This is a genomic window from Novosphingobium malaysiense (genome assembly GCF_000802225.1).
GTDB lineage: Bacteria > Pseudomonadota > Alphaproteobacteria > Sphingomonadales > Sphingomonadaceae > Novosphingobium > Novosphingobium malaysiense.
Window position 1 is genome coordinate 450968 of the sequence record NZ_JTDI01000003.1, and the last position, 24842, is coordinate 475809.

General features: G+C 62.1%; 25 protein-coding genes. 12 read left to right on the forward strand and 13 right to left on the reverse strand.

Features of this window, described 5'->3' with window-relative positions:
• Positions 1-193 precede the first annotated feature (193 nt).
• Positions 194-1180 (reverse strand): tRNA (adenosine(37)-N6)-dimethylallyltransferase MiaA, encoded by a 987-nt coding sequence (miaA, locus tag LK12_RS10110; RefSeq protein ID WP_039285101.1) that lies wholly within the window; start codon positions 1178-1180, stop codon positions 194-196.
• Here miaA and serB point away from each other — a divergent pair.
• On the forward strand, positions 1173-2054 hold the full coding sequence (serB, locus tag LK12_RS10115) for a phosphoserine phosphatase SerB (RefSeq protein WP_039283025.1): 882 nt from the start codon (positions 1173-1175) through the stop codon (positions 2052-2054). The genes miaA and serB overlap by 8 nt on opposite strands.
• A gap of 140 nt (positions 2055-2194) precedes the next feature.
• Here serB and purL read toward each other — a convergent pair whose 3' ends face one another.
• Positions 2195-4354: a phosphoribosylformylglycinamidine synthase subunit PurL gene (purL, locus tag LK12_RS10120; RefSeq protein WP_039283028.1), complete on the reverse strand. Its 2160-nt coding sequence runs from the start codon at positions 4352-4354 to the stop codon at positions 2195-2197.
• Between the two features lie 122 nt (positions 4355-4476).
• Here purL and LK12_RS10125 point away from each other — a divergent pair, with 122 nt between their 5' ends.
• From LK12_RS10125 to queA, 5 genes are all read left to right on the forward strand, one after another.
• Complete coding sequence (locus tag LK12_RS10125; RefSeq protein WP_039285102.1) at positions 4477-4731, forward strand: exodeoxyribonuclease VII small subunit; 255 nt, start codon at positions 4477-4479, stop codon at positions 4729-4731.
• A gap of 3 nt (positions 4732-4734) precedes the next feature.
• On the forward strand, positions 4735-5643 hold the full coding sequence (locus LK12_RS10130) for a polyprenyl synthetase family protein (RefSeq protein ID WP_039283031.1): 909 nt from the start codon (positions 4735-4737) through the stop codon (positions 5641-5643).
• Entirely contained in the window at positions 5643-6173 is a 531-nt protein-coding gene (gene coaD / locus LK12_RS10135; RefSeq protein WP_039283034.1) for a pantetheine-phosphate adenylyltransferase, read from the forward strand. The genes LK12_RS10130 and coaD overlap by 1 nt, the downstream gene beginning before the upstream one ends.
• 90 nt (positions 6174-6263) lie before the next feature.
• The gene (locus LK12_RS10140) at positions 6264-6944 is read left to right on the forward strand and encodes a peptidylprolyl isomerase (protein WP_039283037.1); all 681 of its coding nucleotides are present in this window, start codon (positions 6264-6266) and stop codon (positions 6942-6944) included.
• A gap of 94 nt (positions 6945-7038) precedes the next feature.
• A complete protein-coding gene (queA, locus tag LK12_RS10145; protein WP_039283041.1) occupies positions 7039-8070 on the forward strand; it encodes a tRNA preQ1(34) S-adenosylmethionine ribosyltransferase-isomerase QueA in 1032 nt (343 codons plus the stop codon).
• A gap of 46 nt (positions 8071-8116) precedes the next feature.
• Here queA and LK12_RS10150 read toward each other — a convergent pair whose 3' ends face one another.
• A complete protein-coding gene (locus LK12_RS10150) occupies positions 8117-9802 on the reverse strand; it encodes a hypothetical protein (protein WP_039283044.1) in 1686 nt (561 codons plus the stop codon).
• A gap of 326 nt (positions 9803-10128) precedes the next feature.
• Between LK12_RS10150 and LK12_RS10155 the strand changes: the two genes are divergently transcribed.
• From LK12_RS10155 to tgt, 4 genes are read left to right on the forward strand one after another with little or no spacing between them, the layout of a single operon-like run.
• Complete coding sequence (locus LK12_RS10155) at positions 10129-11070, forward strand: ABC transporter ATP-binding protein (protein ID WP_039283047.1); 942 nt, start codon at positions 10129-10131, stop codon at positions 11068-11070.
• Positions 11067-11840 (forward strand): ABC transporter permease, encoded by a 774-nt coding sequence (locus LK12_RS10160; RefSeq protein ID WP_039283050.1) that lies wholly within the window; start codon positions 11067-11069, stop codon positions 11838-11840. Before LK12_RS10155 ends, LK12_RS10160 begins: the two co-directional genes overlap by 4 nt.
• Before the next feature lie 17 nt (positions 11841-11857).
• The gene (locus LK12_RS10165; protein ID WP_052223310.1) at positions 11858-12889 is read left to right on the forward strand and encodes a DUF481 domain-containing protein; all 1032 of its coding nucleotides are present in this window, start codon (positions 11858-11860) and stop codon (positions 12887-12889) included.
• A gap of 19 nt (positions 12890-12908) precedes the next feature.
• A complete protein-coding gene (gene tgt, locus LK12_RS10170; protein ID WP_039283053.1) occupies positions 12909-14033 on the forward strand; it encodes a tRNA guanosine(34) transglycosylase Tgt in 1125 nt (374 codons plus the stop codon).
• Between the two features lie 65 nt (positions 14034-14098).
• Here the strand turns inward: tgt and LK12_RS10175 are convergent, their stop codons facing one another.
• Complete coding sequence (locus LK12_RS10175) at positions 14099-14326, reverse strand: tautomerase family protein (RefSeq protein WP_039283056.1); 228 nt, start codon at positions 14324-14326, stop codon at positions 14099-14101.
• Positions 14327-14499: 173 nt separating this feature from the next.
• Here LK12_RS10175 and LK12_RS10180 point away from each other — a divergent pair, with 173 nt between their 5' ends.
• Positions 14500-15210, forward strand: a complete 711-nt coding sequence (locus LK12_RS10180; protein ID WP_039283059.1) for a winged helix-turn-helix transcriptional regulator — start codon at positions 14500-14502, stop codon at positions 15208-15210.
• A gap of 86 nt (positions 15211-15296) precedes the next feature.
• On the opposite strand, the gene LK12_RS10185 is transcribed toward LK12_RS10180, so the two are convergent.
• From LK12_RS10185 to rpiB, 7 genes are all read right to left on the reverse strand, one after another.
• On the reverse strand, positions 15297-15503 hold the full coding sequence (locus tag LK12_RS10185; RefSeq protein WP_039283063.1) for a hypothetical protein: 207 nt from the start codon (positions 15501-15503) through the stop codon (positions 15297-15299).
• 135 nt (positions 15504-15638) lie between these two features.
• Positions 15639-16253 (reverse strand): 30S ribosomal protein S4, encoded by a 615-nt coding sequence (rpsD, locus tag LK12_RS10190; protein ID WP_039283066.1) that lies wholly within the window; start codon positions 16251-16253, stop codon positions 15639-15641.
• Positions 16254-16460: 207 nt separating this feature from the next.
• Positions 16461-17186: an RNA methyltransferase gene (locus tag LK12_RS10195; RefSeq protein WP_039283068.1), complete on the reverse strand. Its 726-nt coding sequence runs from the start codon at positions 17184-17186 to the stop codon at positions 16461-16463.
• Positions 17179-17655, reverse strand: a complete 477-nt coding sequence (gene nrdR, locus LK12_RS10200) for a transcriptional regulator NrdR (RefSeq protein ID WP_039283072.1) — start codon at positions 17653-17655, stop codon at positions 17179-17181. Before nrdR ends, LK12_RS10195 begins: the two co-directional genes overlap by 8 nt.
• 32 nt (positions 17656-17687) lie before the next feature.
• Positions 17688-17930: a hypothetical protein gene (locus tag LK12_RS10205; RefSeq protein ID WP_039283075.1), complete on the reverse strand. Its 243-nt coding sequence runs from the start codon at positions 17928-17930 to the stop codon at positions 17688-17690.
• A 4-nt stretch (positions 17931-17934) separates the two neighbouring features.
• Positions 17935-19233 carry a serine hydroxymethyltransferase gene (gene glyA, locus LK12_RS10210; RefSeq protein WP_039283077.1) on the reverse strand — a complete coding sequence of 433 codons (1299 nt, stop codon included), beginning with the start codon at positions 19231-19233 and terminating at the stop codon, positions 17935-17937.
• Positions 19234-19252: 19 nt separating this feature from the next.
• Positions 19253-19690, reverse strand: coding sequence for a ribose 5-phosphate isomerase B (gene rpiB, locus LK12_RS10215; RefSeq protein ID WP_039283081.1), 438 nt, complete (start codon positions 19688-19690; stop codon positions 19253-19255).
• Between the two features lie 635 nt (positions 19691-20325).
• Here rpiB and LK12_RS10220 point away from each other — a divergent pair.
• Positions 20326-21045 carry a cistern family PEP-CTERM protein gene (locus LK12_RS10220; RefSeq protein WP_052223311.1) on the forward strand — a complete coding sequence of 240 codons (720 nt, stop codon included), beginning with the start codon at positions 20326-20328 and terminating at the stop codon, positions 21043-21045.
• Positions 21046-21100: 55 nt separating this feature from the next.
• Here the strand turns inward: LK12_RS10220 and LK12_RS10225 are convergent, their stop codons facing one another.
• On the reverse strand, positions 21101-22615 hold the full coding sequence (locus LK12_RS10225) for a tetratricopeptide repeat protein (RefSeq protein WP_039283084.1): 1515 nt from the start codon (positions 22613-22615) through the stop codon (positions 21101-21103).
• A 131-nt stretch (positions 22616-22746) separates the two neighbouring features.
• On the reverse strand, positions 22747-24777 hold the full coding sequence (rpoD, locus tag LK12_RS10230; RefSeq protein WP_039283088.1) for an RNA polymerase sigma factor RpoD: 2031 nt from the start codon (positions 24775-24777) through the stop codon (positions 22747-22749).
• Between the last annotated feature and the right edge of the window lie 65 nt (positions 24778-24842).

A 24842-nucleotide genomic window follows, 5' to 3' on the forward strand; every position in this document is an offset into this window, starting at 1 on the left:
CCGGACCCGCCATTGAGGCGGTATCCGAATGCGCGCACCCATACTCCGGTAACCTCCGGAAACAAGGCTTTCCGGGGGATTTCGCGCTCCAATGAAACCGACCCGACACGACTAGGGGCCGTGCCGGGTCATCCTCTCCTCCCTGCATAACTTCCCATCAGCAGGTGACAGGGCCTCTAGGGAAACGTATGTATTACGTCAACCCCAGATTACGAAATAAAATTACTGTAATATTTTTGAAATCGAAATTTTCAAACTCGATCCTGGGCCATTGTTCCGGGGGCTGGTGTCGCAGCCACGTGTACTGGCGCTTGGCGTAGTTGCGCGTTGCCTGAGCGCCGCGGGCCACGGCCTCCTCGAGCGAGCACGTGCCTGTCACGACTCCTGTGAGCTCTGGAACGCCGATGGCGCGCATGACCGGAAGATCCGGATCGAGCCCGCGCGCCAGCAGAGCCTCCACTTCGGCCAGGGCGCCGCGTTCGATCATGCGCGCAAAGCGCAGGTCGCAGCGCGCATAGAGCGCTTGCCGTTCCGGCAGCAGGATGGCCGGGTAAAGCGTAACCGCCTCGCCGATCCCGCCACTGGTTTCCTGTTGCCAGTAGGCGAGTGGATGCCCGGTGGAGAGTACGACTTCGAGGGCACGGCAGATGCGTGCCGTATCGGCAGGGGCGAGCCGGGCGGCGCGCTCCGGGTCCTCTACCTGTAAAGCGGCATAGGCATCCGCGACCGGCATCGCGCGGACCTGCTCTCGGACATTTGCGTCGATAGCAGGAATCGGCGCGATGCCGTCGAGCAGAGTGCGGATATAGAGGCCCGTGCCGCCAACCAGAATCGGCACGGCCCCTTCGGCGTGCACATCGGCGATGGTTTCGCGTGCAGCCCGCGCCCAATCGGCAGCGGAACATCCCTCCGCCCCGTCCCACGCCCCGAACAGCCGATGTTCGATTCCGCCCATTTCCTCTTCGGTCGGGCGCGCACTGAGGACGGTGAGGTCTGCGTAGACCTGCGAACTGTCGGCATTCACGACGACTGCGCGGCGTCCGCGCCGTTCCAGTTCCTGCCCCAGCGCCACGGCACAATCGCTCTTGCCGCTGGCGGTCGGCCCTGCGATGAGCGCCAGTGGAGGCCGGTCACCGGCCGCGACATCAAATGGCGTATCAAGGGAATTCGCAGTGCTCATTGCCCGGCTGATAGCAGAACCGGATCATCTTTCGACCAGACTCGAAGCCGCGAAGGCAGAGATGGAAAAGGCCGGCGTACGCATCGCATCGGCAGCCATGCTCGATTTTTGCGGGCAGACGATGGAAATCGACTCGCCCGATGACAACGCCGAAGCGCTGCGAGCCAGCCTGGATGCGCACTTTTCCCCGAGTGACGGGCTGGTTTGCGCGGAGGAACCGGTGGTGCCGCGCGTGTTCATTTCCGACATGGATTCGACGATGATCGGGCAGGAATGCATCGACGAGCTCGCCGACTTTGCCGGCCTGCGCGACCGCATTGCCGCCATCACGGAGCGGGCCATGCAGGGAGAACTCGATTTCGAGCAGGCACTGCGTGAGCGAGTCGGTCTGCTCGAGGGGCTCTCGATCGACGCCATCGACGAGTGCCTCGCCGGTCGCATCCACCCGATGCCCGGATCTAAGGTGCTTGTGGAAACGCTCAAGAAGCTCGGGTGCCGGACCATACTCGTGACTGGCGGCTTCCATCACTTTGCCGATCCTGTAGCCGAACGGCTGGGTTTCGAGCATGTCGTGGGCAACCGCCTCGAGGTGACGGGCGGCAAGCTGTCCGGCGAACTGGCGGGTCCGGTCGTGGATAGTTCGGTAAAGAAGGCGACGCTGCTGGAAGAAGTCGCTGCGGCGGGCGAGGGCGCGACAAGCCTTGCGACTGGCGACGGCGCCAACGACATCCCCATGCTCCAGGCCGCCACTTACGGCATTGCCTATCGCGCAAAGCCCAAGGCGCGTGCTGCCGCAAACGGCTGGATCGATCGCGGCGACCTGACGAGCGTGCTGAGGTTGCTCGGTATCCCTGAGAAGGACTGGGTGCGTTAACAGAGCCTGCCGAGCGTTAACTTCCCCAATCCTCCCTGTTTTGCGAAGCAAAATGGGGAGGGGGACCGCCCGCCCTTCGGCTGGCTGTTAGGCCGGCCGCTCAGGATGAACTGCCCGAAGGGCAGCGGGTGGTGGAGGGCTTAGGCTTCCATCCAGTCGCGGAAGAAAGCTTCGCTGGCTTCGCGCAGAGCGGACACCTCAACACCGGCGACGGTTGTTCCACCGACCGTACCGATTTTCACCGCGCCGGACAGGTCGCTGCCGGCGGGTGCGGTAACGACATAGCGTCCCTGATCCTCGCCGAAGGCTTTGGCTGTGTCGAGGTCGCTGTCCAACTGGCAGCCCTTGCCACCCGCCAGCGCCATCTCCGCCAGCGCCACGAGCAGGCCGCCGTCGCTGACGTCGTGAACGGCGGAAACCTTGGCCTCGCCGATCCAGCCGCGCACGGCCGCGCCATTGGCGGCCTCGGCCTTGAGATCAACCTTGGGAGCGTCGCCGGCTTCCCGGCCTGCGATTTCGCGTAGCCAGAGCGACTGGCCGAGATGCGTGCCCTCGCCGCCGAGCAGGAAGATCTCGTCGCCGTCGTTCTTGAACGCAATGGTCGTCATCTTGTCGTGATCGGCCAGCAGGCCGACGCCGCCGATGGCGGGCGTCGGCAGGATCGCCGAGCCGCCGCCGGTCGCCTTCGATTCGTTGTAGAGCGAGACGTTGCCGCTCACGATCGGGTAGTCGAGTTCGCGGCAGGCATCACCCATGCCGTGCAGGCAGCCGACGATTTGCGCCATGATCTGCGGGCGCTGCGGGTTGGCGAAGTTGAGGCAGTTGGTGATGGCGAGCGGCAGGCCGCCGACTGCGCTGATGTTGCGATAGGTCTCGGCCACCGCCTGCTTGCCGCCCTCGTAGGGATCGGCATAGCAATAGCGCGGCGTGCAGTCGGTGCTGATCGCCAGCGCCTTCTGCGTGCCGTGGACGCGCACGACGGCTGCATCGCCGCCGGACTTCTGCATGGTGTCCGCGCCGACCTGGCTGTCGTACTGCTCCCAGATCCATTTGCGCGAGGCGAGGTCGGGGCTGCCCATGAGCTTGACGAGGTCCGCGCCGAGATCGGTGCTCTCGGGAACGTCGCCGAGTGCCGGAACAGCGGCCCAGGCCTTGTATTCCTCGGGCGTGACGTAAGGACGCTCGTATTCGGGCGCATCGTCGGCCAGCGGGCCGAGCGGAATGTCGCAGACGACCTCGCCGTCGAATTCGAGCACCATGTGGCCCGTGTCGGTCACTTCACCGATCACCGCGAAGTCCAGTTCCCACTTCTTGAAGATGGCTTCCGCCATGGCTTCCTTGCCGGGCTTGAGCACCATGAGCATGCGCTCCTGGCTCTCGCTCAGCATCATTTCATAGGGAGTCATTGCCTCTTCGCGGCAAGGCACCTTGTTCATGTCGAGTCGGATGCCCGCGCCGCCCTTGCTCGCCATTTCGACCGACGAGGAGGTGAGGCCCGCAGCGCCCATATCCTGAATGGCGACGATAGCGTCGGTCGCCATCAGTTCGAGGCAGGCCTCGATCAGCAGCTTTTCAGTGAAGGGATCGCCCACCTGCACGGTCGGGCGCTTCTCTTCCGATTTCTCGTCGAAGTCGGCACTGGCCATCGTGGCGCCATGGATACCGTCGCGTCCGGTCTTCGAGCCGACATAGACGATCGGGTTCCCGAGGCCAGTGGCGGCGCAATAGAAGATCTTGTCGGTATCGGCCACGCCCACCGTCATTGCGTTGACGAGGATGTTGCCGTCATAGGCCTTGTGGAAGTTGGTCTCGCCGCCGACCGTGGGCACGCCCACGCAGTTGCCGTAGCCGCCGATGCCCGACACGACGCCCTGTACGAGGTGCTTCATCTTGGGGTGATCGGGCCGACCGAAGCGCAGCGCGTTCATGTTCGCGACCGGGCGCGCGCCCATCGTGAAGACGTCTCGCAGGATGCCGCCCACGCCGGTCGCCGCGCCCTGATAGGGTTCGATGTAGCTGGGGTGGTTGTGGCTCTCCATCTTGAAGATGGCGGCCTGGCCATTGCCGATGTCGATGACGCCGGCGTTCTCGCCCGGCCCGCAGATTACCCAGGGCGCTTCGGTGGGAAGCTGCTTGAGATGGAAGCGGCTCGACTTGTACGAGCAATGCTCGGACCACATGACCGAAAAGATGCCGAGTTCGACAAGATTGGGTTCCCGGCCCAGCGCATGCAGCACGCGCTCGTATTCTTCGGGGCTGAGGCCATGCGCCTCGACGACGTCAGGAGTGATTCCGCTCATGCGTCGCGCCTTAGCCATGTCGTCAGGCGTAGGCTAGTCCGTCCCGCCCAGTTGACGCACGGGACGGGGAATTCTCTGGCGCCACCTTGACCATGCCCGGTCAGGCCGTCATTGCATGGCCCATGGCCGGAGAGACCGAAGACATCGAGAACCTGAGCTTCGAGGACGCTTTGCGCGCGCTCGAAACCATCGTGCGGCAGCTCGAAAGCGGCGACGTCCCCCTGGAGGACTCGATTTCGCTCTACGAGAAGGGCGACAAGCTGCGCCAGCATTGCCAGAAGCGGCTCGACGCAGCGCAGGCGCGGATCGAACGCATCGTGACAGGGCCCGATGGTGCGCCTAACGCCACTCAACCTTTCGATGCACCGGAACGCTGAGCCGTGAGCGCCGGCGGCGTGACCGATACGCTTTTGGCCGAAGGGCTGGCTCGCATTGCCGAGGAAATCGACGACACGTTCGATGCGCTGTTGCCGGTGCCGGGCGATGCGCGGGCAAAGCTCGTGGAGGCCATGCGCTATGCCGCGATCGGTGGCGGAAAGCGCCTGCGTCCACTGCTTCTGACGTGCGTCGCAGACATGTACGGCGTGCAGCGGGAAGCGGCGGTGCGCGCGGGAGTCGCGATCGAAGCCATTCATGTCTATTCGCTGATCCACGATGATCTTCCATGCATGGACAACGATGCCATGCGGCACGGCAAGCCCACGCTACATCTCGCGTATGACGAAGCGACCGCCGTTCTTGCCGGCGATTCGCTCCATGCCTTCGCGTTCGAGGTTCTGGGAGATCCGGCGACGAGTGCCGATCCCTTCACCCGCATCGAACTGGTACAGGCGCTGGGACAGGCAAGCGGGGCGCAGGGCATGGCCGGCGGGCAGATGATGGACCTGGTCGCCGAGACCAGCGAGTTCGATCTCCAGACGGTCACCCGGCTGCAACAGCTCAAGACCGGCGCGCTCCTCGGGGCGGCGGTGGAGATGGGGGCAATCCTGGGCCGCGTCGCTCCCGAAGGTCGCACCCATCTGCGCGGCTATGCACGGGACATCGGCCTCGCGTTCCAGATCACGGACGATCTCATCGACCACGAAGGCGATGCCGAAGTCGCCGGCAAGGCCGTCGGCAAGGACGCCAGGGCCGGCAAGCAGACTTTCGTCTCGCTGCTGGGGGCGGAGCGTGCCCGAGAACAGGCGCGCATGTTGGTGGAACAGGCGGTCGAGCATCTCGCGCAGCACGGTCGCGAGGCCGATCTGCTGCGTGCCGTGGCGCGCTACATCGTTGAAAGGGATCATTGATGACAGGCTTGGAGACGGGCGGCGAACGTGTCGGGGTCTATCCCGGCACATTTGATCCGATCACGCTGGGCCATGCCGATATCATTCGCCGTGGCGCGAAGCTGGTGGACAAGCTGATTATCGGGGTAACCACCAATCCTTCGAAGAATCCGCTTTTCACGCCGGATGAGCGCATGGGCATGGTCAAGCGCGAAGTGGCGGCCCTCGGGATCGACAATGTGGAGGTCGTGGGCTTCAACGCGCTGCTCATGAAGTTCGCGCAGAAGCAGGGGGCAACCGTCATCCTTCGCGGCCTGCGCGCCGTTGCCGACTTCGAATACGAATATCAGATGGCCGGCATGAACCAGCAGCTCAACCCGAACATCGAGACCGTTTTCCTGATGGCCGACGTCAGCCTGCAGCCGATCGCGTCGAAGCTGGTCAAGGAAATCGCGACGTTTGGTGGCGATATCGCGAAGTTCGTTAGTCCCGCCGTGCGCGAGGACGTGGTGGCACGCATCGCCGCGAACGGTCTCCAGGGGGACTACTGAGAACGATCCCGTGCAATTCATTCATTGTGCCGACAGCGGCGGCGCTCTATCGCGCCATGCCATGGATCGGACCCAGCTTGTGAGTATTCGATGAAGTTTCGCTTGCCTCTTACCGCCTTGATGCTGGGAGTTGCGCTTGCCGCCACGCCAGTGCTTGCCAAGAAGAAGGAGCCCGTGACGCCCGCTCCGGCCGCGCTTCCAACCTTCGTCGACCCGGACACGACGCACGATCCCGACGATGTCCTCTTTCTCGATCTCTCGGATGGTGGCCGTGTCGCCATTCGCCTGATGCCGCAATGGGCGCCGCACCACGTCGAGCGGATCAAGACGCTCGCCAAGCAGGGCTTTTACGACGGAATCATTTTCCACCGCGTGATCGACGGTTTCATGGCGCAGACGGGCGACCCGACAGGAACCGGCCAGGGTGGTTCGGACCTTCCCGACCTCGAGGCCGAATTCAATTCGATGCCGCATCTGCGCGGCACCGTCTCGATGGCGCGCACCAACGATCCGAACAGTGCAAACAGCCAGTTCTTCATTGTGTTCTATCCGCGCTTCGCGCTCGACCGCAAATATACGGTGTTCGGCCGAGTTATCGGCGGCATGCAGTATGTCGACAAGATTCACCGCGGTGAGCCACCGGAAAATCCGACACGCATCGTGCAAGCCTCGCTCGCTTCGCAGCACAAGGCGCCGCCGGACTTTGCCGCCACGCAGGCGCCCGCTGCCCCGATCACCGCAGACCAGCTCAGCAATTCGGAGTCGAACTGAGATTCCGGTGCCAGTATCGGTCTGAATCACGGCAGGGCCGCGCAGGTCATCCCGTGCTTGCCGATGGACAGACCTTGGTTTAGCGCGCCCCGCCATGCGTGTTGATCTGTTCGATTTCGATCTCCCTCCGGAGCGCATTGCCCTGCGTCCGGCCCGCCCGCGAGATGCTGCTCGCATGCTGGTGGTGGAAGGGGAAGCGCCGTTTACGGACCGCCATGTCTTCGATCTGCCCGGAATTTTGCGGCGTGGCGATGTCTTGGTGTTCAACGATACCCGAGTCATTCCTGCACAACTCGAAGGCCGGCGCGGGGAAGCGCGGATCGGCGCCACGCTGCACAAGCGCGTCGATCTGCGCCGCTGGCAGGCTTTCGTGCGCAATGCCAAGCGCCTGAAATCCGGCGACCGGATCGCGTTTCCCGCCGATGTCCATGCTTTGGCCGAGGAGCGTCACGAGGACGGGAGCTGGACGTTGTTCTTCGAAGGGGATGAACCAGTCGAGGTCCTGCTCGAACGGGCCGGGCGCATGCCCCTGCCGCCGTACATCGCCGGCAAACGCGAAACCGACGAGGCGGACGCCAGCGACTACCAGACGATGTTCGCCCGCGAGAAGGGCGCGGTCGCCGCGCCGACCGCGGCGCTGCACTTCACGCCCGAATTGGTCGAACGGCTAGATGCCGCCGGTATCGCCCGCGAAACGCTCACCCTGCACGTAGGCGCGGGCACGTTCTTGCCGGTGAAAGCCGAGGACACCGCCGACCACCGCATGCACGCCGAATGGGGCCGTATCGACGCGGAAACTGCGGACCGCCTCAACGCCGCGCGGGCGGCGGGCGGCCGGCTGATAGCGGTAGGCACGACGTCTCTGCGCCTGTTGGAAAGTGCGGCCGACGACGACGACATCATCCGGCCTTTCGCCGGCGACACCTCGATCTTCATCACCCCCGGCTATCGCTTCAAGGCCATCGACGGGCTGATGACAAATTTTCACTTGCCCAAGTCGACGCTTTTCATGTTGGTCAGTGCCTTGATGGGGTTGGAAAAGATGCAGGCGGCTTATGCCCACGCCATCGCCGGGCAATACCGCTTTTACTCCTACGGCGATTCCAGCCTTCTACTGCCGGCGTGAACGCTCAATGGCTAGCGCCCGCCAGCCACAGTCACCCCCCGTCACGTTAGAATTTCACCTCGCATCCTTTGCTGGCGGCAATTCGCGGCAGTTGCGAGCCGGATAGTCCTTTCTCCGACATATCCTTGCCAATGTAGTATGCCCTTATGTCTGCGAGTTCGGCGGGCGTGATGAATTTCATGACTGGATGGCTTGCGCAAACTTTATCAAGAAGTTGGGGTGTGATGAATTCGCGCAAAAGACGAATGGGTCGCTCTTCCAAGAACGGATCGTTTATTACCAGATCTTGTGCGAACGGCGCGTCTGCGGCTCCCACGACAACGTAATCTGCAGGCAATCGGCCTATGCGCGCTGATACTTCCGCGTACGGAGCGTAGAACCGATTGGCCATGTAGAGCTGAACGGGAAGTACCATCAAAACTCCGGCTGAAGTGGTTCGAAGAATTAGTGCATTCACTTGAGGAAGGCGTTCCTTGATCGCGTTCCAGCCGAAAACCGCCAACAAAATGAAGTTGCCGATAAGTCCGTGCAGATAGCGATAACCAAAGCCATGTCCTTGATATGGCTGGAAAAACGTCCTTACCAGGAGAGTGAGGAATATGCCTCCGGCAAGGGCTGCGACGATGCGATTGCGCTTGATCAGACTAGTACTGAGCAACGCCAGTGGGATGAGTAAAACATGCTGCCAAGCAACGAATCGTACCAGGTTGGCTATCATCAGGGGGAAATACGTTGAGGAAGTGCTCCTCCAGGAATTCTTGATCTGATCGAAAATCGACACGTGGTCTGCATGGGCATGAGGTCCAATGAGATCCGCTATGTAGCTGGGATACCAGAACCAGAAAAGTCCGATAAAAAGGTACCCAATAAAAAAGTAAACGGATCGATGCCATTCTTTGTTTAGAAGCAAGGTAGCTAAGACTGGAGCGGAAAACAAAGGATGTACTGTGGGTCGATGCAGTCCTACAGCAACAAAAGCCACAAAGATTGCTATTGTGTCCGCCCACCAGCGCTGGCGCATAAAAAGCCAGAGCCAGCACAGGTTGATCGCGAGATGAGCCGGCATTGCGTACGATGTCATTCCGTTCACCAATACTGCAGCTGATCCACTGTAAAGGAGAAGAGCGACGGTTGCGCTTTGATAATCTTCCGGCCAGAGCCTGCGCACGCATCCCCAAAGTGCGATAGCGCCCAAAAGAACCATTGCCGGGCTGACAAGAGGCTTCAAGCCGGCAAGGGCAAATACCGATCTAATCGCTGCATTCGCGGGCAAATACTTGGAGGCCCAGGCACCATCACCCGCAGAGTGATGTGTATACATCGTATTAAGCACTTCAGCATTAGCTCGCCAAAGTTCAGGAAGTTGCGCTACAAATCGTCCGTTCTCAAATATCATTGCGTCGAAGTTTGCTAACTGTTCATCGCGGCTCATGTCATAGGCATCGAGGATGAGGTAATGGCCTGCAAATGCCACGATCATCATTGTAAACCCTAGTGCATAAACTGCAGTTATTTGTGTTTCAGGGAGATAAGTTCGGACTGGTAATTTCCATAGACAGGCAGCGACGATTACGACTTCTATCACAATGAGCCAAACGTCCTGCTTCAACAGGAACGTATACGTTAAGTGCAATTCCCCTGCGCCTTGCGAAATTAACGATGCAGCCAATGATATGGCCATTACCGCAACAACGAGCACAGGAAAAAAGATTACTTCATTTATCTTCTTCATGCGGATCCCACTCGTTGTTCTTCATGCGGGGAGGCAGAAGAAGTCTACATAAAAATCGTTCTTATGCATCAATAAATGCAATGAAAATGTAAATATCAAAATTCTAGAACGAATGTGTTGTATCTTCGTGTAAGGTGATGAACGGACTGGCCCGAAGAATGGCTTCGGTTGGCGCTTTTGGGGAACAAGTTTGGTACCATGCCGGAAGGTGGGACAAGCTGTCATGAGCGCCAGATCACGATGCGCCGGCGTGATCACGCTTTGCGGTCTTTGCGGTTTCCAAAAAACGGCTTGGCACGTGTGCTGCTGATGCACATCTATGGGTCATGCAGCCCATTCTGGAAATAAGCGGCCTGACGAAGACCTACTCAGGCGGCTTCACCGCGCTCAAGAGCGTCGATCTCACCATCAATAAGGGCGAAATCTTTGCTCTCCTCGGCCCCAACGGCGCGGGCAAGACGACGCTGATCGGTGCCGTTTGCGGCCTTGTTCGTCCCAGTTCGGGTGCGATCCACGCTTTTGGCGAGGACATGGCGTCCAACTGGCGCCATCTGCGTGCGCGTATCGGCCTGGTGCCGCAGGAACTGGCAACCGACATGTTCGAACCGGTGCGGCGCGCGGTCGGCGATTCCCGCGGGCTGTTCGGATTGCCGCCCGACGCTGCGAAGATCGAGGAGATTCTGCGCGCCCTCAGTCTGTGGGACAAGCGCGATGCCCAGATCCGGACGCTCTCGGGCGGAATGAAACGCCGCGTGCTGATCGCCAAGGCGCTGGCCCACGAACCTGAATTGCTGTTCCTCGACGAGCCGACCGCCGGCGTCGACGTGGAACTTCGGCGCGACATGTGGCGGCAGATCGCCCTGTTGCGCGAGCGCGGAACCACGGTGATCCTCACCACCCACTACATCGAGGAGGCCGAGGAAATGGCCGACCGCGTGGGGATCATCAACAAGGGCGAGATACTGATGGTCGATGAGAAGGCGGCGATGATGGAGCGCCTCGGCCGTACCGAGGCCCTGATCGCGCTGGCGCAGCCACTGGATGAAATTCCCGAGGTCTTGTCCTCCTTCCCGCTAACGCTGGCCGAGGACGGGCGTGTCCTGTGCTATCGCGGCGATGGCGGGGAAGGGGGCGGTGCCGGCACTACCGAAGTCGCCCAGCTTACCAAGGCCCTGATCGCGGCAGGCATCGACTACACGGCCATAGACATCCACGAATCGAGCCTCGAAGACATCTTCGTCAACCTCTTGGAAGGAGGCGCGGCATGAGCCTGTTCAATGCGCGCAGCGCCTGGACCATCTACAAGCGCGAACTGCTGCGCGCCTTTCGCACCGCGCTCCAGTCCATCCTTGCACCGGTTCTGACGACCACGCTCTACTTCGTGGTCTTCGGCGCCGCTATCGGCGGACAGATGCAGGGTGGCATGGGCGGGGTGAACTATGGCGCCTTCATCGTGCCCGGCCTGCTGTTGCTGACGCTGCTCGGCGAGAGTACGTCGAACGCCAGCTTCGGCATCTACATGCCGCGCTTTACCGGGGCGATCTACGAGTTGCTGTCGGCTCCGGTCGGCGTTGCCGAGACACTGGTGGGTTTCGTGGGGGCGGCGGCCACGAAGTCGCTCATCCTTGCGACCATCATTCTGGTGACCGCCAGTTTCTTCGTGGACTATTCGATCGCACATCCGGTCTACGCTTTCGGCTATATCCTGTTGGTATCGGCGAGTTTTTCCCTGTTCGGTTTCATCCTCGGAATCTGGGCCGACAACTTTGAGAAGCTTTCCATCGTGCCGATGCTGATCCTGATGCCGCTGACGTTTCTGGGTGGTACGTTCTATTCGATTCAGGTCCTGCCCGAACCGTGGCGCTCGGTGGCGATGGCCAACCCGGTCGTCTATCTCGTGAACGGATTGCGCTGGACGTTCTACGGGCGTTCGGACTTCCCGATAGTGCTGTCGCTCGGGCTGACGCTACTTTTCCTTGCAATTTGTGTGGCCTTGATTGCCTGGATCTTCAAGACTGGCTGGCGCTTGCGCACATGACTGGGTAACACGAGAGCATGACGAAGCGCCCCCCCGTCCTCGCCATTCTCATTTTCACCGCTTTTGCCGCTCCCGCTCAGGCACAGGTCATCGATGAACCGGTTGCGCTGGATGATACCGCGCCTGCTGGTCCATTGCGGGTGCAAGCGCCGCCATTCGTCGATCCCGTGCCTTTCATCAATGCCGAACCGCCGCATCTTCCCAAAGCGGTCAAGGCGATGATCGAGGAAGCCATTCGCCGGGACGATTCGGAAGCACTTGCGGCGGTCGTGAAAATGGCGCTTGCGACGCAGCCCTACGACAAGGACGAGATCCGTGCGATGCACCGGGCCTATCTTGATCGCAAGGCGCAGGCTCTGGCGCAGCGCACCCAGGAAGAGACGGAACGCATTCGCAATTCGGGCGTGCTCGAACTCTGGAAGGGGCAACTGGAACTCGGCGCGTTCCGATCGACGGGCAATACCAGCAATTTCGGCTTTACCGGCGCGCTCAAGCTCGATCGGCAGGGAATCGATTGGGAACACACCGTCCTGCTCAATGCCGATTACCAGAAGGATTCCGGCACGATCACGCGCGAGAAGTACGGCGCCAGCTACCAACCGCGGTACACGCTGCGTGACGGGTTCTTCACTTACGGGCGGCTGCAGTATGAAAAGAACCGGATCCAGGGCATTCACAATCGCTATTCATTGTCCGGTGGCCTTGGGTACAGGGTGCTCAAGCGGACGAACATGAATCTTTCGCTTGAAGCGGGCCCGGCCGTTCGGCGTACTGTCTTCGTGGAGGATCCTTCGGAGACGACGTGGTCGGTTCTGACCTCGCTGGACTTCGACTGGAAGGTCAACGGCACGCTCAAGCTGACGCAGACGGCGTCGAGCTATGTCGGATCCGACGACAGTACTTTCACCTCGCTGACCGGGATCGAGGCGGGCGTGGCGAGAGGCCTGAAAGCCAAGATGTCCTATTCCATCGCGCACGAAACCTCGCCCCCGGATGGGGCGCTCAAGACCGATACGATTTCGCGCTTCTCGCTGGTCTACGGCTTCTGATTTCTCTAACGGGCGGTGCATGAACCCCCGTTTCGACTTTCAGATCCACGCCACCGACGGCAAGGCCCGCACCGGCACCATTGGCATGCGGCGCGGAGAGATTCGCACGCCCGCCTTCATGCCGGTGGGGACCGCGGGCACCGTCAAGGCCATGAAGCCGCAGGATGTGAGGGCGACCGGCGCCGACATCATCCTGGGCAATACCTACCATCTAATGCTGCGGCCCGGTGCCGAGCGCGTCGCCCGGCTGGGTGGCTTGCACAAGTTCATGAACTGGAGTCGGCCGATCTTGACGGACAGCGGTGGTTATCAGGTGATGAGCCTGTCGGACCTGCGCAAGATCAGCGAGGAAGGCGTGACGTTCGCCAGCCACATCGACGGCTCGCGCCATCATTTGACGCCGGAACGCTCGATGGAAATCCAGCGCCTGCTCGGCTCCGACATCGTCATGTGCTTCGACGAATGCCCAAAGATCGATCAGCCGCGTGAGGTGATTGCCCGGTCGATGGAAATGTCGATGCGCTGGGCCAAACGCAGCCGCGACGGCTTCGACAGCGGCGGCAAGCATGCGGAGAATTCCGCGCTGTTCGGTATCCAGCAGGGCGCCCTCGACGAAGGCCTTCGCAAGCATTCCGCCGACGCGCTCGTCGATATCGGCTTCGACGGTTACGCCATAGGCGGTCTCGCCGTCGGCGAAGGGCAGGAGGCGATGTTCGCCACGCTCGATTTTGCGCCGAGCCAGCTTCCCGCCGACCATCCGCGCTACCTGATGGGCGTGGGCAAACCCGACGACCTCGTCGGTGCGGTAGAACGCGGTGTCGACATGTTCGATTGCGTGTTGCCCACCCGCTCGGGCCGCAACGGGCAGGCTTTCACCTGGAACGGCCCGCTCAACATGCGCAATGCCCGCCACGCGGAAGACACGGGGCCGATCGACGAACGTTGCTCGTGCACGACCTGCGGGACCTATAGCCGGGCCTATATCCATCACTTGATCCGTTCGGGAGAGATCCTGGGCGCGATGCTGCTGACCGAGCATAACATCTCTTTCTACCAGCAATTGATGCAGGGCATGCGCGATGCCATCGCCGAGGGCCGCTTTGCGACCTTTGCTGCGGATTTCCGCAGGGACTATCTGCGCTAGCGCCGGAACAAGGCAAGAAGGGGCCTGCACTGCAGACCCCTTCGAACTTTCGCTTTTCGAATGCGTCAGGCGGTGGCGGGCTGTCGCTGCATGGCATGGACGTCGGCTGCATGAAGCGTCTGTCCGCCGATGCCCCAGTCGCCTTGCTCGACTTCGACGATACGCACCCAGGTGACGCCGCGCAGGGCCTCGCCTTCGATGGATACCATGGTGTCCGTCACCTTGCTGATGATTTCCTGCTTCTGCTCCGGGGTGAAAACGTCCTTGATTACGTCGATGGTCACGAGCGGCATTGATAGTCTCCTCTGTGTCTTGCAGTGCCGGTGTCCGGCGGTGAGGAGATGTTTGCGCGAAGATCGTCGCCAAGGTTAGTTCATCGTCTGAAGGAGACCGCTACAGAAGTTGTAGTAACGCACTACAAAAAGTGGGATGTTGCCGGCCACAATTCGAAACGGGAAAGCGTGATATGCAGTACGGCCAGTTCTGTCCGATTGCCAAGGCTACGGAAATCCTGGGTGAGAAATGGACATTCCTGATCTTGCGCGAACTTGTCATGGGTGGCCGTCGCTTCAACGAGTTGCAACGCGGCCTTGGGGACATTTCTCCGGCGTTGCTCACCGCCCGCCTGAAATCGTTCGAAGAACAAGGGCTCGTGGTCAAGCGGAAGATCGGCGGACAACGCTCGTTCGAATACTGGCCGACGAAGGCATGCACCGAACTGCTGCCGGTGCTCTCGGCGCTCGGCGAGTGGGGGCTGCTTTATGCCCGGCATAATACCATCGATGCGGACCTCGATGTCGAATTGCTCATGCTCTATCTGGAGCGCAGCATAGATCCCGCAGAGATGATCGGTGATCGGAGCATCATTCAGTTCAAGTTTCGCGATCTCAAACAGCAACAGGACTGGTGGCTGCTCGTCAACGACTGCAACGTCGATCTGTGCATCACGGACCCCGGCAAGGATGTCGACGTCTATTTCACCTGTACGGTACGTACGATGCACGATGTGTGGATGGGGGACCGCTCCTATCGCGAGGCGATCGGATCAGGCGATCTCGTTGTCCAGGGGGAGCCGGGTTTGCTGAAGAACATCAGCAGCTGGCTGAGGCCCAGCGTATTTGCAGAATCTCCACGCGCACCGCTGCCGCAAGGTCTTGGGGCGGTAATCGCCGGGTGATCGCAACGCCGAGCAGCAACGAAAAGCACAGTTCCGGTCGGCAGTAGGAACTGTCTAAAAAAGTGTCGGCGAATATGCTTGGATGATCAGGCGGTCAGTTCGAGTTGGCCACCTGTCTTTTCCGCGTGCGCTTTCTCGCAAGCCTCGAGTTCGGTGTGTACGTAGGCCACGAAGCGCCCCGTGCGCGTGTCGAGATAGCCGGCGCCGATTTCGCACGCGTGCTGCTGCGCGGTTCCGAGATCGGGATACCATTTGCCGATGCGGTGAGGGGTGACGAAACGATAGCTTGTCATAGTGCTTGCCTAATGCCCGTCGATTGCGTCGGTTCCCTGACAAGCATCAAGAATCGTGTAATTTTTTGTGTCGCTTGACGCGAAAAGGGCGGCCCCGAAGGACCGCCCTTTCCTGAATTCCGTAAGGGACCGAAATCAGCGCGAGTAGAACTCGACGACCAGGTTCGGTTCCATCTTCACCGGGTAGGGCACTTCGTCGAGCGTCGGGACGCGAACGAAGGTCACCTTGTCGGTGCTGTCCTGCGAGACGTAGTCGGGGACCTCACGCTCGGGCAGGCTCTGCGCTTCGATGACCAGCGCCATTTCCTTGGCCTTGTCGCCCAGGCTGATGACGTCGCCGATCTTGATGCGGCGCGAGGCGATGTTGCACTTCACGCCGTTCACGCGGATGTGGCCGTGCGAAACGATCTGGCGGGCAGCGAAGATGGTCGGCGCGAACTTGGCGCGGTACACGACCATGTCGAGGCGCTGTTCGAGCAGGCCGATCAGGTTCTGACCGGTGTCGCCCTTCATCTTGGCGGCTTCCTGGTAGGTGCGCTTGAACTGCTTCTCGGTCACGTCGCCGTAGTAGCCCTTGAGCTTCTGCTTGGCGCGCAGCTGGATGCCGTAGTCCGAAAGCTTGCCCTTGCGGCGCTGGCCGTGCTGGCCCGGGCCGTAGCTGCGGCGGTTCACCGAGCTCTTGGGACGGCCCCAGATGTTCTCGCCCATGCGGCGGTCGAGTTTGTACTTGGCGCTCTTGCGCTTCGACATAAGATGTCTTTCCGTTCTGCTTGCCGCGCTACCACCCTGGTGCGCGATCCCTAGTTTCCCGGGGCGCACCATCCGACCGAATTTCGCCGGATGCGGCCGCCGCTTCACCGGGGTGCGGGGCCGAAGGAACGAACCTGTCGGTAAAGGCAGGCGTCCTGTGAAGGGCTGCCCCTTACGGGGCTGCGCCGGAAAGTCAAGCCGAAAGGCTTAATCCCGTGGGCGACGCTCCTTTTCCAGCGTCGAGAGCACGCCGCGCAGGGTGCGGACTTCCAGGTGGTTCCAGCCCGGCTTGGTCAGCACGTTGCGCAAGGTGAGACGGTTGGCCTCGGCGCGGGTTTCCGGCCAGAAGTAGTTCTTCTCTTCCAGCAGCCGCTCGAAATGGCCGATCAGGCCTTCCAGTTCGTCCTGCGGGGCGGGGGGCAGAAGCTCTTCCACAGTGGGCTGTGCCAGATCCGCGCCCTTGCTCCACTCGTAGGCGCAAAGGATGACGGCTTGAGCGAGATTGAGCGACGCAAACTGCGGATTGATCGGAACGGTCAGGATCGCGCGGGCCAGAGCGACGTCCTCGGTTTCCAGGCCCGAGCGTTCTGGCCCGAAGACATAGGCGGAGCGGCCGGTCGCCGCGTGTACCTCGCGGGCGGCTTCCTCCGGCGTGACGACGGGCTTGGTCACGCCGCGCTTGCGCACAGTCGTGGCATAGACGTTCGAGCAATCGGCAACGGCGTCGGCGAGCGTCTCGAAGACCTCTGCCTTCTCAAGCACGACATCCGCGCCCGATGCGGCAGGACCGGCCGAAGGATTGGGCCAGCCGTCGCGCGGGGTGACGAGACGCATCTCGGTGAGCCCGAAGTTGAGCATCGCCCGGGCCGCCTTGCCGATGTTCTCGCCAAGCTGCGGCCGGACGAGAACGATGACGGGGGCCTTGTCAGCCATTGCCACCCTCGCTCGCGGCCACGTCCTGCACGGTCCCGGCGAACTCCTCGAAGTCCCGCGCCTCGTTGAAGGCGCGATAGACGCTGGCAAAGCGGATGTAGGCGACGGAATCGAGCTGGCGAAGTCCGTCCATCACCATTTCGCCTATCGCCAGCGAGGAGACTTCCGGCTCGCCGCTGGTTTCGACCTGGCGCTGCACGCCCGACACGAGTTGGTCGATCTTTTCACGGTCGATCCCGCGCTTGCGGCAGGCGAGCGTGACCGACTGCTCGATCTTCGAACGGTCGAACGGCTCGCGGGCATCGTCGCTCTTCACCACGGTGATCTCGCGCAGCTGCACGCGTTCAAAGGTAGTGAAACGGGCGCCGCAACTGGTGCACTGGCGCCGCCGCCGGATCGCGGTGTTATCCTCGGTCGGTCGGCTATCCTTGACCTGCGTATCGTCGTTGGCGCAGAACGGACACCGCATTCAGGCAATCACTTTCTTGAAAAGGCGCGCGCTCAGTCCGGCCGTACGCGCTTGTAGAACTTGTAGCCCGCCCCGGCGGCAAGGCCGAGGCCGACCGAGACGACCGGCAGCATCGCGCCAGCCACGGCCCCCAGCGCCCCCCATGCCAGAACTGGCTTGGTCGATGGATGGTCGAGACCATCCTGCAGCATTCCGGCGAGTTCCTGGCGGGCATCGTAGATGAAGTCGCCGGTGCCGTTGGGGCGCTTGTCGTTAAGGGGGTCGTGGTCGGTCATAGTATCAGTCCTCGTAGATCGGGAATCGATCACACAAGGCTTCAACTCGCGAACGGACATTCTGCTCCACCTGGGCGTCGCCGGATTCGCCGCACTTGGCGAGTCCATCGAGCACGTCGGCGACCATGTTGCCGATCTCGCGGAATTCCTCGACACCGAAACCGCGCGTGGTGCCGGCCGGCGATCCGACGCGGATGCCGCTGGTCTTCATCGGCGGCAGGGGGTCGAAGGGAATGCCGTTCTTGTTGCAGGTGATGCCGGCGCGTTCCAGCGCTTCGTCGGCATCCTTACCGGTCACGCCGAGCGGCGAGAGATCGATCAGCGCGAGGTGCGTATCGGTACCGCCGGAGACGATCTCGGCGCCGCGGGCCTTGAGCGTGTCGGCCAGGGCCTTGGCGTTCTCGACCACTTTCTTCGAGTACTCTTTGAACTCGGGACGCAGCGCTTCTCCGAAAGCGACCGCCTTGGCCGCGACGACGTGCATCAGCGGGCCACCCTGCAGGCCGGGGAACACCGCCGAATTGATCTTCTTGGCCAGCTTTTCATCGTTGGTCAGGATCATGCCGCCACGCGGGCCGCGCAGGGTCTTGTGTGTGGTGGTGGTGGCGATATGCGCGTGCGGGAAGGGCGAGGGGTGGACGCCCGCAGCCACGAGGCCGGCGAAGTGCGCCATGTCCACCTGGAACAGAGCGCCCACGCTATCGGCGATCTCGCGCATGCGCTTGAAGTCGATGACGCGCGGATAGGCCGAACCGCCGGCGATGATCAGCTTGGGCTGGTGCTCCTTGGCCAGCGCCTCGACCTGGTCGTAGTCGATCAGGTGTGTGTCCCTGGTCACGCCGTACTGCACGGCATTGAACCACTTGCCCGACATCGCGGCGCGCGCGCCATGGGTGAGGTGACCGCCGGCATCGAGGCTCATGCCCATGATGGTGTCGCCCGGCTTGACCGTGGCGAGCAGCACCGCACCGTTGGCCTGGGCGCCCGAGTGGGGCTGGACGTTGGCGAATTCGCAGCCGAACAGCTCCTTGGCGCGCTCGATGGCGAGCGTCTCGACTTCGTCGGACGGTTCGCAGCCCTGGTAGTAGCGCTTGCCGGGATAGCCCTCGGCATACTTGTTGGTGAGCACCGAACCCTGCGCTTCGAGAACGGCCTTGGAGACGATGTTTTCCGATGCGATCAGTTCGATCTGCTTGCGTTCGCGCTTCATCTCGTGACCGATCGCCTTGGCGACGGCGGGGTCGCTCTGGGCGATCGTTTCGGTGAAGAAGCCGGGGGAACGGATGGCGGTTTCGACAGTCATGTTCGGGGACCTCTTCGGATCAGAATGCGGGGTTGGTAAGCTTCTCGACGCGGCCGGTGTGGCGGCCTCCGCCGAACTCGGTGGACAGGAACGCGTCGAGGCAAGCCTTGGCCATGTCCACGCCGGTCAGACGTGCACCCATGGCGATGCAGTTCGCATTGTTGTGCTCGCGGGCGAGCGCGGCCGAAAGCGGCTCGGAGACGAGCGCGCAGCGGCAATCGGGGTTGCGGTTCACGGCCATCGAGATGCCTATCCCGGAGCCGCACAGCGCCACGCCGTACTCGGCGGTGCCGTCGGCGACGACCGAGGCGAGCTTGTAGCCGAAGTCGGGGTAGTCGACCCGGTCGGCGGTCTCGGGGCCGAGGTCGGCGACTTCATGGCCGCTTTCGATAAGGTATTCGCGCAATTCGGCCTTGAGGTCGACGGCGGCGTGATCGGAGGCAATGGCAATACGCATGGGGAAGGGGCCTGTTCCTTATGCGGGAGTCGTTTGCGCTCCCCTTAGTCATGACTTCGCCGCAAAGCGAGTCCCGGCAGGAGCCTATCCAGCGTGTAAGGGAGCAAGAGATCGATTTTTCCGAATGCTCCTCCTGAACAGGCATTGTCCGGCACGTGGATGATGCCTTTGCGTGCTTGCTTGATTGCCCGGTGCGCAGCGGCTGCCACGACACGCGGCCGGGGGACTAATGGCTGTCCGGCGCGAAAAGGAGCCGGATGTGGGAAGCCATGAGCGGCACCTGCTGCGCCGTGATCGCTGGTCGTTCAGCGCCCGCGAGATAACCAGGCCGCCTTCGATGGTCACGCTGATCATGTCGGCGAGCCGGTCGAGATCGACGTTTTCCCTGGGCGGGCAAACGCGGACAATGTCCATGTCGGCAGTGTATCGCGCCGCTTGCACAAGGAATGCATGTCCTGACCCAACCAAAGGCCCCGCCCGGGCGGGGCTTTTCATGTGTTCGCGGCCCATGTGCGTCGGAACTTTTTACAGGCACGAATACCGTTAACCATGGGGCGCAGCGAAAATCCGCAGCTGGCACGCTCCTTGCTCAGTCTCCTGGGTAACCAAATTCATGACTGAGGACAGGGACTGCCATGAATAAGAAGTTCTTGATGGGGCTTGCCGCGCTTTCGTCGATGGCGATTGCGGCGCCGGCAATGGCCGACCAGATCACGTTGGGTTCCGGCGATATCGGCACCGCCTTCACGCTGAACTACGACGGCTATTCGAGCGGAACCAGCGTCGATGGGTTGACCGGTTCGACGACCTTCACGCTCACCGGCGTTTCGGGCAATGACTATTCGTTCGACTACAGCGTGACCAACACGAGCTCCGCGCCGGTAACCGGTTCGCGTATTTCGAGCTTCGCGTTCAACTCCGATCCCACCATCGCCGGCGCGACGAGCACCGGTGCCTTTTCCTATACCACGCTGATGTCGAACTACCCCAACGGCATCGGCACCGTCGACGTGTGCTTCAAGGACGCTTCGACCGGAAGCTGCTCAGGCGGCGGCAGCGGTGGTCTCGACCTCGGCCAGACCGGTACCGGCAGCTTCACGCTTAGCTTCTCGCAGCCGGTCGCGCAGCTTACGCTCAGCGACTTCTTCCTGCGCTACCAGTCGATCGAGGGCGTACCTGGCATCACCTCGGCAAGCGGCTCGGGCACGATGACCAGCACCTCGACGTCGAGCGGCGGTACGCCGGTTCCGGAACCCGGCATGCTGGCTCTGTTCGGGCTCGGCCTGGCCGGTCTTGCGCTGAGCCGGAAGCAGTTTCTGCCTTCCTCGCGGGGGCGCCGCCTCGCCGCCGCGTAAGTCACCGCAGCATCGCGGTATCAGGCAAGGGGCTCCATGCGGAGCCCCTTGTGATTCACGCGCCAGTCGTCGCGGTCTGCAGGTGCTTGCGGATGGTCTGGTTCTGCGGAGCCTTGGCAGCGGCCTTGCGCAGCAGGTTGACGCCACGATCCCTGTCGGATCCCGTTTCGATCAACAGCCAGCCGGCCGTGTCCATGACCGACGCGTTGGCCGGCGCGTACTTCAAGGCCCTCAATGCATATTCGAGCGCATCCGACTTGTTGCCGAGCTGGCTCTCGCAGTAGGCCAGATTGTTGAGCACAAGCGGGTTGGTCCCGTCGGTGGTCGCAAGTATCCGCTTGTAGGCTTCGCTGGCATTGGCCCAGTTCCCGGCCCTGAGCGCGGTGTCGGCATTCGCCAGTTCAGCCGCAAGCGACTGGGGCGTGGGGAACTGCGCCTTGCGGGCAAGGTTGTCGGCGTCGGGAAGCCCGGCCGCCCTGGCGGCGCGCGCGTATAGCCGCGTATCCGTGGTCAGCGAGGTCGGCTTGCCTACCAGCGGCTGGAGCGTGTCGAGAGCGCCTTTTGCATCGTTCTGCTTCAACTGGATCGCGGCCAGCGACCGGCGCGCGACTGCATTGCCGGGACTTCGCGTCAGTACCGGTTGAAGGCGCGCGCGCGCCTGTTCGGTCTGCCCGAGCTTGTCGAGAACCTGGGCGTAGAGGATCGTCGCATCGTCCCGGCCCCGTACGTTCTCCTCGTCTGCCTGCAGGATGTTCCGCGCCGAATCCCAGTCGTTGCGCGCTGCTGCTGCGCGGGCCTGGAGGTAGGTCAGCGTTGCGTCATTGCCGCTGCTTCCGCTCGCGTTGTCCAGCAGCTTCTGCATCTCGTCGATCCGGCCGAGATCGCCCAGCACGGCGGCCTTTCCGGTAATCGCGGCAAGATTGCCGGGATAGCCGGATAGCGCGGCATCGTAGGACTTCAGGGCTCGCGAGAGATTGCCCTGGGCCGTGGCCGTCTGGCCGTCGACCAGCAGCGCATCGAGAGATTTCGGACTGGCTTTCAATGCGGCATCGACAAGCGAGCGGGCCTTCGCGGCATCGCCCTGCAGAAGCGTGAAGCGCGCGTAATCCGCGAGCAGGCGGGGACCCGGTGCCGGGGCGCCCATCCCCTGCTCGAAAGCAGCGGCAGCCTGCGCGTCGTCGTTCTTCGCAAGGTAGGCGAGCGCGCGAATGCGCTCGGCAGCCGGACCCGTGACCTTTTGCACGGCCTCAAGGGCCTCGTCGGGGTGCTTGGTCAGAAGCGCCGCCTCTCCGACGAGCAGGTCGTGGTCTTTCGGGCGGTGTGCCGGATCGATTTTCGACAGTGCGGCCTGTGCGGCGACGCCGTCTCCCATGTCGAGATAAGTGCGGACCAACAATTCGCGCGCCTGCCAGTTGCCGGCGTCCTGTTGCAGCAGGTCGACCAGGTCCACCTTGGCCCGCGTATAGTCGTGCGCGGCAAAGGAGTCCTTCGCACGCTGCAGTTGGGCCTGGGGATCGATGCCGCACCCGGACAGCACCAGGGCCAGGGCGATCGGCAGGGTATATTTCATTCGAGCCTCGAAACTGTGAGGCTCCAGATTGCACAAGGCTTCTAAAGTTTCCGTGAAAACCCGCACTCACGCGTTTGCCGCCGGGTCTCTGTTTCCGGAAAGAAAAAGCCCCGCCTGAGCGGGGCTTCCTTTTACTGGTCCAGGAACGAGCGCATCTTGCGGCTGCGGCTCGGGTGCTTGAGTTTCCTCAGCGCCTTGGCCTCGATCTGGCGGATACGTTCGCGCGTCACCGAGAACTGCTGGCCGACTTCTTCCAGCGTGTGATCGGTGTTCATGCCGATGCCGAAACGCATGCGCAGCACGCGTTCCTCGCGCGGGGTGAGCGAAGCCAGCACGCGGGTGACGGTTTCCTTGAGGTTCGACTGGATCGCCGCGTCCACCGGGATGATCGCGTTCTTGTCCTCGATGAAATCGCCCAGATGGCTGTCTTCCTCGTCGCCGATCGGCGTTTCGAGGGAGATCGGCTCCTTGGCGATCTTCATCACCTTGCGCACCTTCTCGAGCGGCATGGAGAGGCGCTCGGCCATTTCCTCGGGCGTGGGCTCGCGGCCCTGCTCGTGGAGGAACTGGCGGCTGGTGCGAACCAGCTTGTTGATCGTCTCGATCATGTGGACCGGGATGCGGATGGTGCGCGCCTGGTCGGCGATCGAGCGGGTGATCGCCTGACGAATCCACCACGTGGCGTATGTGCTGAACTTGTAGCCGCGGCGGTACTCGAACTTGTCGACCGCCTTCATCAGGCCAATGTTGCCTTCCTGAATGAGGTCGAGGAACTGCAACCCGCGGTTGGTGTACTTCTTGGCGATGGAAATCACGAGGCGCAGGTTCGCCTCGACCATTTCCTTCTTGGCGATGCGCGCCTCGCGCTCTGCCTTCTGCACCATGTTGACGATGCGGCGGAACTCGGGGAGCGCCATGCCGGTGGCGGCGGCGATGTCGGCCACTTCGGCGCGGATGCGCTCGACCGAATCGGCCTCGTTCTCGGCAAAGGCGGCCCACTTCTTGTCCTTCTTCGCCATTTCCGGCAGCCAGGTATCGTCCAGCTCGCGGCCGATATAGGTCTGCAGGAAGTCGACGCGCTTCACCTTGTGGCGCTCGGCGAGACGCAGCATCTGGCCGCCCAGAGCGGTCAGGCGGCGGTTGTAGGCATAGAGGTTGTCGACGAGGTATTCGATCTTGGTCGCGTGGAACTGCACCGACTCCACCTGCGCGGTCAGCTCTTCGCGCAGTTGCTGGTACTTGTCTTCCTTGGCGGCCGGGAAATCGATGCCGAGGCCGAGGGCTTCTAGGCGTTCGTTCTGGAGCTTCTCGAAGGTCTGGAACAGCTCGGTGATGGTCGCGAACTTTTCCAGCGCTTCAGGCTTGAGTGCCGCTTCCATCTGGGCGAGCGAGAGGGTGTTGTCCTCCTCGTCGTCCTCTTCCTTGCGGCGCGAAGAGCCTTCCTCGCCGTCTTCGCCGTCCTCGGAGGATTCCTCCTCGTCGTCGTCGTCATCGTCCTCCTTGTAGGAGGGGCCCGCGGTGGCTTCGCTGATTTCGCCGTCGTCGTCGTCTTCGCCATCGTCCTTGAGGTTTTCCGGCGCCGGTTCCTTGGAGAGCATGGCGTCGAGATCGAGGATCTCGCGCAGCTGCATCTCACCGTTGTTGAGCGCTTCGGACCACTGGATGATGGCGTGGAAGGTCAGCGGGCTTTCGCAAAGGCCCAGGATCATCATGTCCCGGCCGGCCTCGATGCGCTTGGCGATGGCGATTTCGCCCTCGCGGCTGAGCAGTTCGACTGCGCCCATCTCGCGCAGGTACATGCGCACCGGGTCGTCGGTACGCTCGACCGTTTCCTTCTTCTTGGTCTCGACGACCGGCTTGGGCGCGGCGCCCGAATCGTCCGAATCGATTTCCTCGGGGCCGTCGTCGGCATTGTCCTCCTGCGCGTCCTCGTCGTTCTCGACGATGTTGACGCCCATTTCGGAGATCGCGGCCATGATGTCCTCGATCTGCTCGGAAGACATCTGGTCCTGCGGCAGGGCCTCGTTCAACTCGTCATAGGTGATCACGCCGCGCCGCTTGGCGCGGGCGATCAGCTTCTTGATCGAGGCTTCATTGAGATCGATCAGCGGCGCGTCGTTGCCGTCGGTGGTGTCGCCGCTGGTATTGTCGTTTTTGCTCATTCTTCCGCCGTTAACTCGTGCTGCCCCGCGCAGATCGTAAGGCGCGCAGATCGTACAAACCCAAT

Bases quoted from the DNA above. Each gene is read 5' to 3' on its own strand.
- LK12_RS10125 (WP_039285102.1), top strand. From the start codon at position 4,477: ATGGCCGGAGAGACCGAAGACATCGAGAACCTGAGCTTCGAGGACGCT.
- rpoD (WP_039283088.1), bottom strand. From the start codon at position 24,777: ATGAGCAAAAACGACAATACCAGCGGCGACACCACCGACGGCAACGAC.
- LK12_RS10140 (WP_039283037.1), top strand. From the start codon at position 6,264: ATGAAGTTTCGCTTGCCTCTTACCGCCTTGATGCTGGGAGTTGCGCTT.
- nrdR (WP_039283072.1), bottom strand. From the start codon at position 17,655: ATGCGGTGTCCGTTCTGCGCCAACGACGATACGCAGGTCAAGGATAGC.
- LK12_RS10180 (WP_039283059.1), top strand. From the start codon at position 14,500: ATGCAGTACGGCCAGTTCTGTCCGATTGCCAAGGCTACGGAAATCCTG.
- LK12_RS10195 (WP_039283068.1), bottom strand. From the start codon at position 17,186: ATGGCTGACAAGGCCCCCGTCATCGTTCTCGTCCGGCCGCAGCTTGGC.
- LK12_RS10225 (WP_039283084.1), bottom strand. From the start codon at position 22,615: ATGAAATATACCCTGCCGATCGCCCTGGCCCTGGTGCTGTCCGGGTGC.
- purL (WP_039283028.1), bottom strand. From the start codon at position 4,354: ATGAGCGGAATCACTCCTGACGTCGTCGAGGCGCATGGCCTCAGCCCC.
- glyA (WP_039283077.1), bottom strand. From the start codon at position 19,233: ATGACTGTCGAAACCGCCATCCGTTCCCCCGGCTTCTTCACCGAAACG.
- LK12_RS10185 (WP_039283063.1), bottom strand. From the start codon at position 15,503: ATGACAAGCTATCGTTTCGTCACCCCTCACCGCATCGGCAAATGGTAT.
- LK12_RS10220 (WP_052223311.1), top strand. From the start codon at position 20,326: ATGAATAAGAAGTTCTTGATGGGGCTTGCCGCGCTTTCGTCGATGGCG.
- rpsD (WP_039283066.1), bottom strand. From the start codon at position 16,253: ATGTCGAAGCGCAAGAGCGCCAAGTACAAACTCGACCGCCGCATGGGC.
- tgt (WP_039283053.1), top strand. From the start codon at position 12,909: ATGAACCCCCGTTTCGACTTTCAGATCCACGCCACCGACGGCAAGGCC.
- LK12_RS10175 (WP_039283056.1), bottom strand. From the start codon at position 14,326: ATGCCGCTCGTGACCATCGACGTAATCAAGGACGTTTTCACCCCGGAG.
- rpiB (WP_039283081.1), bottom strand. From the start codon at position 19,690: ATGCGTATTGCCATTGCCTCCGATCACGCCGCCGTCGACCTCAAGGCC.
- LK12_RS10205 (WP_039283075.1), bottom strand. From the start codon at position 17,930: ATGACCGACCACGACCCCCTTAACGACAAGCGCCCCAACGGCACCGGC.
- queA (WP_039283041.1), top strand. From the start codon at position 7,039: ATGCGTGTTGATCTGTTCGATTTCGATCTCCCTCCGGAGCGCATTGCC.
- miaA (WP_039285101.1), bottom strand. From the start codon at position 1,180: ATGAGCACTGCGAATTCCCTTGATACGCCATTTGATGTCGCGGCCGGT.
- LK12_RS10150 (WP_039283044.1), bottom strand. From the start codon at position 9,802: ATGAAGAAGATAAATGAAGTAATCTTTTTTCCTGTGCTCGTTGTTGCG.
- LK12_RS10160 (WP_039283050.1), top strand. From the start codon at position 11,067: ATGAGCCTGTTCAATGCGCGCAGCGCCTGGACCATCTACAAGCGCGAA.
- LK12_RS10155 (WP_039283047.1), top strand. From the start codon at position 10,129: ATGCAGCCCATTCTGGAAATAAGCGGCCTGACGAAGACCTACTCAGGC.
- coaD (WP_039283034.1), top strand. From the start codon at position 5,643: ATGACAGGCTTGGAGACGGGCGGCGAACGTGTCGGGGTCTATCCCGGC.
- LK12_RS10165 (WP_052223310.1), top strand. From the start codon at position 11,858: ATGACGAAGCGCCCCCCCGTCCTCGCCATTCTCATTTTCACCGCTTTT.